Source organism: Thioclava dalianensis (assembly GCF_000715505.1).
Lineage (GTDB): Bacteria > Pseudomonadota > Alphaproteobacteria > Rhodobacterales > Rhodobacteraceae > Thioclava > Thioclava dalianensis.
Map to the genome: position 1 here is coordinate 101347 of NZ_JHEH01000010.1, position 8318 is coordinate 109664.

An 8318-nucleotide genomic window follows, 5' to 3' on the forward strand; every position below is an offset into this window, starting at 1 on the left:
CGCAGCCTCACGTGTAATTCATCAGATAGATCACCGCGACGACCAGCACGGTCGGCACGACATAGACAAGCCAGATCAGCTTGCGGCGCAGGCTTTTGTCATAGGCGCGCATCCCCTCGGCCACATAGGCCTCTTGCGTCTGATAGAGCGCATCGCCCGAACGCGCCTCGGCCCAGGCATCCTCCAGCGCCTCGCGTCGCAGCGAGCGGGCATAGATCCGCACCAGCACGAAAATCACGCTGAGGCCGATAAAGCCAAAGATCGCCAGCCGCACAAAGCCAAACATTGCCGCAGCTCCTTGCTGTTGCGATCAAACGCGGATCGCGCGCGTGGTCTTAGCTTTTGCGCGCGGCGCGGGCCATCCGGATCAGCTTGAACGCGATTGCCGAGGCTGCAACCGGGACCAGCGCGAGCACATAGGTCGCAGCAAACATCTGGCGCGCGGTATAGCCATTGCTGCAGCTCGCCACGTCCGAGAAGAACCGCGTGATAAACCCGGCACCACAGGCCGTGCCGGTCATGTAGAAGGCTGGTGCCAGCATCGCCACCGGAACCAATGCAAGCAGCTTGGCCCATTCATATTTCGACAGCCAGCCACCTGCAGCCACACAAATCACCAGCGCAAACCCCAAAAACAGGTTCATCCGTGTCCCTCCTTCCCCGGCGCGACTGCCGGGTTTGCCCCTCGATACCGTGGGTGGCGGATAAATTCCACGTGTTTTCCGCTTGGAGCGCACGTGTCGCAGCGCTAGCGTTCGGGTATGACGCTGGATGACCGCCTGAAATCCGAAATCGAGCACCGCCGCGACGCATTGATCGCGCTGACCCAAGCGCTGATCGCGATCCCGACGCTGAACCCTCCCGGGCGCAACTACCTTGAGATCTGCGAATATCTTGCGGATCACTTGGGCGCGCGCGGGTTCACGACCGAGTTGATCCGCGCCAAAGGCACACCCGGCGATAGCGAGCGGTACCCGCGCTGGAACATGATCGCGCGGATCGAGGGCACCCGACCGGGCGAGTGTGTGCATTTCAACGCGCATCACGACGTGGTCGAGCTTGGCCATGGCTGGACCCGCGACCCGTTCGGCGGCGAAATCGAGGGCGACCGGATCTATGGCCGGGGCGCGTGCGACATGAAGGGCGGGCTGGCGGCGTCGGTCATCGCAGCAGAGGCCTTTCTGGCCATTTGCCCGGATTTCGCAGGCAGCATCGAAATCTCGGCCACGGCGGATGAGGAAACCGGCGGCTATGGCGGCGTGGCCTATCTGGCCGAGCAGGGCCGGTTCGATCCCGACCGCGTGCAGCATGTCATCATCCCCGAACCGCTGCACAAGGATCAGATCTGTCTGGGCCATCGCGGTGTCTGGTGGGCCGAGATCGAGACCCATGGCCGCATCGCGCATGGCTCGATGCCGTTTCTGGGCGACAGCGCGATCCGGCATATGGGCGCAGTGCTGGCTGAGATGGAAGAGACCCTGTTTCCGCTGCTTCTCAACAAGCGCACCGAGATGCCCGTGATCCCCGAAGGCGCGCGGGCCTCGACGCTCAACATCAACTCGATCCATGGCGGCGAGCCCGAGCAGGAGGAAGGCTTCACCGGCCTGCCCGCGCCCTGCGTCGCGGATCGCTGCCGGATCGTGATCGACCGCCGCTTCCTGATCGAAGAGGATATCGGTGCGGTCAAATCCGAGATTTCCGCGCTGATGGAGCGGGTGAAAGAGCGTCGCCCCAGCTTCACCTACGAGATCCGCGATCTTTTCGAGGTCCAGCCCTCAATGACCGACCGCGAGGCCCCCATCGTGCGCTCCACCGCCGCCGCCATTGAGGCCGTGCTGGGACGCGAGGCCAGCTACGTGGTCAGCCCCGGCACCTATGATCAAAAACATATCGACCGGATCGGGCGGCTGAAAAACTGCATTGCCTATGGGCCGGGGCTGCTGGAGCTGGCCCATCAACCCGACGAATGGGTCGGTATCGCGGATATGCTCGACAGCGCCAAGGTGATGGCGCTGGTACTGGTCGAGCTGCTCGATCCGGCCTAAGCGATCACGCCGCGCCGCGAATATCGGGCAGAGCGGCGCGCACCAGCGGATGCAGCTCTTGGCTCTCGGCGTCGCGCAGTAAGGCCGAGCGCATCTGCGGCGCCCAGTTGGCATTGATGTGATCGGCCACTGCGATGGCCTGATCGCCCGGCTGGCTCTCGAAGAATGTCGCGATCTGATTGGCCATATGGGCGAGTTTCTCTGGGCTCATACCGGCGCCTCCTGCGGCTGGGTGTAGACGCTCAGGCCACGCCCGGCCCGTGCAATCAGGGTGATGCCTGCCGCCTGCGCCTCCCGCACGGCCAGCGCCGTAGGGGCCGAGGGGCCGACAATCACCGGAATACGACAGGTCGCGGCCTTTTGGATCAGATCGACCGACAGGCGCGAGGTCATCACCAGCGCCCCGCTGCCGCCTGCGATCCCGGCCCGCGCCAAAGCGCCCATCAGCTTATCCAGCGCATTGTGGCGCCCGACATCCTCGCGCAGCGCGACAATCCCGCGACCGGGTTGCCAAAAGGCGCTGGCATGGGCGGCGCGGGTCGCATCTTGCAACGGCTGCTGATCGCGCAGCGCCTCAAGCACGTTCGCCGCGTCCTCAGGCTCCAGCCGCCAGTCGGGCGGGTCGAGCCGGGGCAGCACGCGGCGCGCCTGCTCAAGCTGTTCGATCCCGCACAGCCCGCAGCCCACCGGGCCGATGGTTGCACGGCGGCGCTCGGCGAAGCGCGCGCCCGCAGGCGCGCTGAGCCAGCTTCGTGCCTCGATCCCGGCCTCTTGCTCGGCGATCTCCTGACGGGTGATCTCGGCGGGATCGGAGATTAGCCCTTCGGAGAGCGCGAAGCCCAGCGCGAAATCCTCAAGATCGGCGGGCGAGGCCATCATCACCGCCTGCGCCACCCCGTCATAGACCAGCGCCACCGGGACCTCTTGCGCCAGTTGCAGCGCGGTGCCATCCGGTAGGTGCCAGTCAGAGACGCTCATTGCGCAGCCTCGATGCGGCGGGTGAGCTGGCTTTGTGCCTCATAGAGCTCTTGCCAATCGGTCGGACCGTTCGACAGCCCCACCTGCACCGCCGTCACTTTGTATTCCGGGCAGTTCGTGGCCCAGTCCGAATTGTCGGTGGTCACGACATTGGCCTGCGTGTCGGGATGGTGGAAGGTGGTGTAGACCACCCCAGGCGACACCCGGTCGGTCAGGGTCGCGCGCAGGCTTGTGGCCCCCGCCCGGCTGGCCAGCCGCACCCAGTCTCCCTCGCTGATGCCGCGCGTCTCGGCATCGTGGGGATGGATCTCCAGCCGGTCTTCGTTGTGCCAAATGGAGTTCTCGGTGCGCCGCGTCTGCGCGCCCACGTTATACTGGCTCAGGATGCGGCCCGTGGTCAGCAAAAGCGGGAAGCGCGGGCCGGTCCGCTCGTCGGTCGCAACATAGGCGGTGCGGATGAAACGGCCCTGCCCGCGCACGAAACCGTCGACATGCATCACCGGAGAGCCCTCAGGATGGGCCGCGTTGCAGGGCCATTGCAGCGAGCCCTTCTCATCGAGCAGATCATAGCTCACTCCCTCGAAAGAGGGTGTGGTCCGCGCGATCTCATCCATTATCTGCGAGGGATGCGTATAGCTCCAGCCCGCGCCCAGCGCATTGGCCAGCGCCTGCGTCGCCTCCCAATCGGCCAGCCCCGATTTGGGCGCCATCACCCGGCGCACCGGGTTGATGCGGCGCTCGGCATTGGTGAAGGTGCCGTCCTTCTCAAGGAAGGTCGAGCCCGGCAGGAAGACATGCGCATAGCGCGCGGTCTCGTTGAGAAACAGATCATGCACGATCACGCAATCCATCGCGGCAAGACCAGCTGCGACGTGATGCGTATCGGGATCCGATTGCAGGATGTCTTCGCCCTGAATGTAGATCGCCTTGAAGGCACCCGCCACGGCGGCATCGAGCATATTGGGAATACGCAGCCCCGGTTCGGGGTCCAGCGCTATGTGCCACTCGGCCTCGAAGACCGCACGCGCGGCCGTGTCGGACACATGCCGATAGCCCGGAAGCTCATGCGGGAAGCTGCCCATATCGCAGCTGCCTTGCACGTTGTTCTGGCCGCGCAACGGGTTCACGCCCACGCCGGGCCGCCCGATATTGCCGGTCATCATCGCGAGATTGGCAATCGCGATCACAGTGGTCGAGCCTTGGCTATGCTCGGTCACGCCCAGCCCGTAATAGATCGCCCCGTTGCGCGCTGCGGCGTAGGCCCGCGCGGCCTTGCGCAGGGTCTCGGGGGGCACACCAGTCAAATCAGCCACGGCCTCGGGGGAATGCGCGGGATCGGCGGCGAAATCGGCATAATCCGACCACTCCTCCCAATCGCAGCGGGTGCGGATGAAGTCTTCGTCAAACAGCCCCTCGGTCACGATCACATGGGCCATCGCGGTGAGCACGGCGACATTGGTGCCCGGGCGCAGCGGCAGATGCAGCCCCTCGCCCATATGCGGCGTCTCCAGCAGGTCAATCCGGCGCGGATCAACCACGATCAGGCCCGCGCCCTGCCGCAGCCGCTTGCGCAACCGCGAGGCAAAGACGGGGTGGCCGTCGGTCGGGTTGGCACCGATCACCAGCGCGCAATCGACCGCCTCGACGCTATCGAAATCCTGCGTTCCGGCAGAGGTGCCGAAGGTCTGCTTGAGCCCGTAGCCCGTGGGCGAATGGCACACCCGCGCGCAGGTATCTGTGTTGTTCGTGCCCATCACCGCGCGGGCGAGCTTCTGCACCAGATAGGTTTCCTCATTGGTGCAGCGCGACGAGGTGATGACACCCACTGAATTGCGCCCGTGTTTCTCCTGCGCGCGCTTGATGCCGCTTGCGGCAAAGGCCAGCGCCTCTTCCCAACTGACCTCGCGCCAGGGATCGGTGATAGTGTCGCGGATCATCGGATTGAGGATGCGGTCCCCGTGATTGGCATAGCCCCAGGCGAAGCGTCCCTTGACGCAGGAATGGCCGCGATTGGCTTTGCCCTCTTTCCACGGCACCATGCGCACCAGCGTATCGCCGCGCATCTGCGCCTCGAAGGAGCAGCCGACCCCGCAATAGGCGCAGGTGGTAACGACGCTGTGCTCGGGCGTGCCGATCTCGTCGACGGTCTTTTCCTGCAAGGTGGCGGTCGGACAGGCCTGCACGCAGGCGCCGCAGCTTACGCAGTCGGAGTTCAGGAAATTTTCCGTGCCGGTCCCGATGCGCGCATCGAAGCCGCGCCCCAGAGTGGTCAGGGCGAAGGTGCCCTGCACCTCCTCGCAGGCGCGCACGCAGCGCATGCAAACGATGCATTTCTCGGGGTCGTAGAAGAAATAGGGGTTCGAGTCGTCGCGCGCGATATAGCTGGGATTGGGCGCATCGCCCGCGCGGGTCTCAAAGTGGTTCTCGCCACTCTCGTAGCGCACATCGCGCAGGCCTACCGCCCCCGCCGTATCCTGCAATTCGCAATCGCCATTGGCCGCACAGGTCAGGCAATCGAGCGGGTGATCCGAGATATAAAGCTCCATCACCCCGCGCCGCAGACGGCCCAGCTGTTCGGTTTGGGTGCGCACGACCATGCCTTCGCGCACCGGCGTCGTGCAGGAGGCGGGCGTGCCGCGCATCCCCTCGATCTCGACGACACACAGCCTGCACGAGCCATAGGCATCCAGCATATCGGTCGCGCAGAGCTTGGGCACGGAGATACCAGCCTCGGCGGCGGCGCGCATGACAGAGGTGCCTTCGGGCACGGTGACCGCCATACCGTCGATCTGGACAGTGACCGGCGCGCCGGTCTTTGCGGGCGTGCCCATATCCTTGGTCGGGATGATGAAATCTCTCATTCCGCTGCCTCCCGCAGTTGGGTGAATTCCTCGGGGAAAAGCCGCATTGCCGAGCGCACCGGGTAGGGCGTGAAGCCCCCCATCGCGCAGAGCGAGCCTTTCTCCATCACTTCGCACAGATCCTGCAAGATCTCGATGGCGTCGGCCTCTCCGCGCGCGATCCGGTCGAGCGTCTCGATCCCGCGCACGGCCCCGATCCGGCACGGCGTGCATTTGCCGCAGCTCTCGATGGCACAAAACTCCATCGCATAGCGCGCCAGCGCCATCATGTCGGCGCTCTCATCATGCACCACAAATCCCGCATGTCCGACAAGACCGCCTCTCTCGGCGAAAGCCTCGTAGCAGATATCGAGATCGAAATCGTCTTCCCCGTGATAGGCGCCAAGCGGCCCGCCGACCTGCACCGCCTTGAAGGGACGCCCAGACGCCGTGCCGCCCGCAATATCGTTGATCAGCGCCCCAAGGCTCAGGCCAAAGCCAGTCTCAAAGAGCCCGCCATGCGCCACATTGCCCGCGATTTGCAAAGGGATCGTCCCGCGCGAGCGGCCAAGGCCGAACTCGGCATAGGCCGCGCCGCCATGGGTCAGGATCCAGGGCACCGCGCCCAGCGAGAGCACGTTATTGACCACGGTGGGCAAGCCGAACGCGCCTTCCAAAGCGGGCAGCGGCGGCTTTGCGCGCACCATTCCGCGCTTGCCTTCGAGCGAGTTGAGCAGCGAGGTCTCTTCGCCGCAAATATAGGCCCCAGCGCCGACACGGACCTCAAGATCAAAAGCCGGGCCCTGCCCCATCAACGCAGGCCCGATATAGCTAGCCGAACGCGCCCGCGCGATTGCGGCCTCCATGACGCGGATCGCATCGGGATATTCCGAGCGGATATAGACAAACCCCTTGGTCGCGCCGACACAAAGCCCGGCAATCGCCATGCCCTCAATCAGGCAATAGGGATCGCCTTCCATCAACATCCGGTCCGCGAAAGAGCCGCTATCGCCCTCATCGGCATTGCACACGATATATTTCTGCGAAGCCTCGGCATCGGCCACCGTCTTCCACTTGATGCCAGTGGGGAACCCCGCGCCGCCGCGCCCGCGCAGCCCCGAGGTGGTGACCGTCTCAATCGCCGCCTGCGGGCCAAGCTCCAGCGCGCGGGTCAAGCCCTGCCAGCCCTCGGCCTCGGCGTAATCCTCTAGCGACAGCGGATCGATCCGCCCGCAGCGCGCAAAGCTCAGCCGTGTCTGACGCGCGAAGAAGGGGATCTCCTCGACCGGCCCCACGGCTTTGGGATGGCTTTCAGGGCTTGCGAAAAGCCCGGGCACATCGCCCGGCACCATAGGCCCGAAGCCCATGCGCACACCGTCCATCTCGATCTCAACCAGCGGCTCCAGCCAGATCATCCCGCGCGTGCCGTTGCGAATGATCTGAACCTCGCGCCCTTGCTGCGCGGCCTGATGCGCGATCATGGCAGCGACGGCATCAGCGCCACAGGCCTTTGCGGCAGCGTCTGCGGGGACCCAGATCTTCATGCCGACACCTCTGTGACCAGTGCTTCAAGCTGCTCTGCCGTGGCCCGCCCGACCAGTTGCCCGTTGACCTGCGCCGCCGGAGCACAGGCGCAGAGGCCAAGACAATAGACCGCCTCAAGCGTGATCCCGTTTTGCGTCTGGCCGATCTTCATGCCCAGCGCGTGTTCCAGCCCGGCCATCATCGCAGCCCCGCCCATCGACTGACAGGCCTCGGCGCGACAGATCTTGATCACATGACGCCCGGCGGGGGCCGCGCGGAAATCATGGTAGAACGACACCACGCCCGCCACCTCTGCCCGGCCAAGACGCAATGCATCGGCAATCGGCTGATAGCAATCCTCGGGCACATAGCCATAGGCTGCCTGCACATCATGCAAGATCGGAAGCAAAGCGCCCGGGCGCCCGCTATGGGTTGCAAGGATTGTGCTCAGCCTGTCGTCATGTGTCATTCTCGTCTCCCCGCCTCATAATGGGCCCAGCCTGCCTCACATAACAAGTGACCGATCTGACAAAGACGAACAGGCAATGTCGGGATGCGTCATTTGTTGCCCGGGCCGCGCTTGCACGGGCGCAGGCGAGCCTCTACATCCGTTAACATGAAACTGATCCAGCGCCTCCCCTTCGTCAAGAAACCTCCCTTCGTCGCCGTCATCCGGCTACAGGGAGCCATCGGCATCTCGCGTCCCGGCGCGCAGGGCCTTTCGGATGCCGCCATGGCGCCGCTGATCGAGCGCGCCTTCGCACGCGGCAAGCCCGCAGCGGTGGCGCTTTTGATCAATTCGCCGGGCGGCTCGCCCGTGCAATCGGCGCTGATTGCCAGCCGGATCCGGCGGCTTGCGGATGAAAAGGGCATTCACGTCCATGCCTTCGTCGAGGATGTCGCGGCCTCAGGCGGCTATTGGCTGGCCTGC

Annotated in this window: 9 protein-coding genes; 2 read left to right on the forward strand and 7 right to left on the reverse strand. The window is 64.9% G+C overall.

The features are described 5' to 3' along the window. Positions 1 to 7: 7 nt before the first annotated feature. Both DL1_RS10315 and DL1_RS10320 read right to left on the reverse strand, forming a co-directional pair. Complete coding sequence (locus tag DL1_RS10315) at positions 8 to 286, reverse strand: hypothetical protein (RefSeq protein WP_038065730.1); 279 nt, start codon at positions 284 to 286, stop codon at positions 8 to 10. A gap of 49 nt (positions 287 to 335) precedes the next feature. Next, the gene (locus DL1_RS10320; RefSeq protein WP_038065732.1) at positions 336 to 644 is read right to left on the reverse strand and encodes a hypothetical protein; all 309 of its coding nucleotides are present in this window, start codon (positions 642 to 644) and stop codon (positions 336 to 338) included. 117 nt (positions 645 to 761) lie between these two features. Between DL1_RS10320 and DL1_RS10325 the strand changes: the two genes are divergently transcribed. Then, positions 762 to 2045 (forward strand): acetylornithine deacetylase/succinyl-diaminopimelate desuccinylase family protein, encoded by a 1284-nt coding sequence (locus DL1_RS10325; protein WP_038065734.1) that lies wholly within the window; start codon positions 762 to 764, stop codon positions 2043 to 2045. 4 nt (positions 2046 to 2049) lie between these two features. Here the strand turns inward: DL1_RS10325 and DL1_RS10330 are convergent, their stop codons facing one another. The 5 genes from DL1_RS10330 to DL1_RS10350 are packed head-to-tail and all read right to left on the reverse strand — an operon-like array spanning position 2050 to position 7856. Then, positions 2050 to 2256, reverse strand: a complete 207-nt coding sequence (locus tag DL1_RS10330) for a formate dehydrogenase subunit delta (protein ID WP_038065736.1) — start codon at positions 2254 to 2256, stop codon at positions 2050 to 2052. Beyond that, a complete protein-coding gene (gene fdhD / locus DL1_RS10335) occupies positions 2253 to 3023 on the reverse strand; it encodes a formate dehydrogenase accessory sulfurtransferase FdhD (RefSeq protein ID WP_038065739.1) in 771 nt (256 codons plus the stop codon). Before fdhD ends, DL1_RS10330 begins: the two co-directional genes overlap by 4 nt. Then, the gene (gene fdhF / locus DL1_RS10340) at positions 3020 to 5884 is read right to left on the reverse strand and encodes a formate dehydrogenase subunit alpha (protein ID WP_038065742.1); all 2865 of its coding nucleotides are present in this window, start codon (positions 5882 to 5884) and stop codon (positions 3020 to 3022) included. The genes fdhD and fdhF overlap by 4 nt, the downstream gene beginning before the upstream one ends. Continuing rightward, entirely contained in the window at positions 5881 to 7407 is a 1527-nt protein-coding gene (locus DL1_RS10345) for an NADH-ubiquinone oxidoreductase-F iron-sulfur binding region domain-containing protein (RefSeq protein ID WP_038065745.1), read from the reverse strand. The genes fdhF and DL1_RS10345 overlap by 4 nt, the downstream gene beginning before the upstream one ends. Beyond that, positions 7404 to 7856, reverse strand: coding sequence for a formate dehydrogenase subunit gamma (locus tag DL1_RS10350; protein ID WP_038065749.1), 453 nt, complete (start codon positions 7854 to 7856; stop codon positions 7404 to 7406). The genes DL1_RS10345 and DL1_RS10350 overlap by 4 nt, the downstream gene beginning before the upstream one ends. A gap of 147 nt (positions 7857 to 8003) precedes the next feature. Here DL1_RS10350 and DL1_RS10355 point away from each other — a divergent pair. Further along, positions 8004 to 8318: S49 family peptidase (locus DL1_RS10355; RefSeq protein WP_428837387.1), on the forward strand; the 315-nt coding region annotated here is incomplete at its 3' end.

What these genes read in the sequence shown, in the direction of transcription:
- DL1_RS10315 (WP_038065730.1), bottom strand. Translation starts at nt 286, where the DNA reads ATGTTTGGCTTTGTGCGGCTGGCGATCTTTGGCTTTATCGGCCTCAGC.
- DL1_RS10320 (WP_038065732.1), bottom strand. Translation starts at nt 644, where the DNA reads ATGAACCTGTTTTTGGGGTTTGCGCTGGTGATTTGTGTGGCTGCAGGT.
- DL1_RS10325 (WP_038065734.1), top strand. Translation starts at nt 762, where the DNA reads ATGACGCTGGATGACCGCCTGAAATCCGAAATCGAGCACCGCCGCGAC.
- DL1_RS10330 (WP_038065736.1), bottom strand. Translation starts at nt 2,256, where the DNA reads ATGAGCCCAGAGAAACTCGCCCATATGGCCAATCAGATCGCGACATTC.
- fdhD (WP_038065739.1), bottom strand. Translation starts at nt 3,023, where the DNA reads ATGAGCGTCTCTGACTGGCACCTACCGGATGGCACCGCGCTGCAACTG.
- fdhF (WP_038065742.1), bottom strand. Translation starts at nt 5,884, where the DNA reads ATGAGAGATTTCATCATCCCGACCAAGGATATGGGCACGCCCGCAAAG.
- DL1_RS10345 (WP_038065745.1), bottom strand. Translation starts at nt 7,407, where the DNA reads ATGAAGATCTGGGTCCCCGCAGACGCTGCCGCAAAGGCCTGTGGCGCT.
- DL1_RS10350 (WP_038065749.1), bottom strand. Translation starts at nt 7,856, where the DNA reads ATGACACATGACGACAGGCTGAGCACAATCCTTGCAACCCATAGCGGG.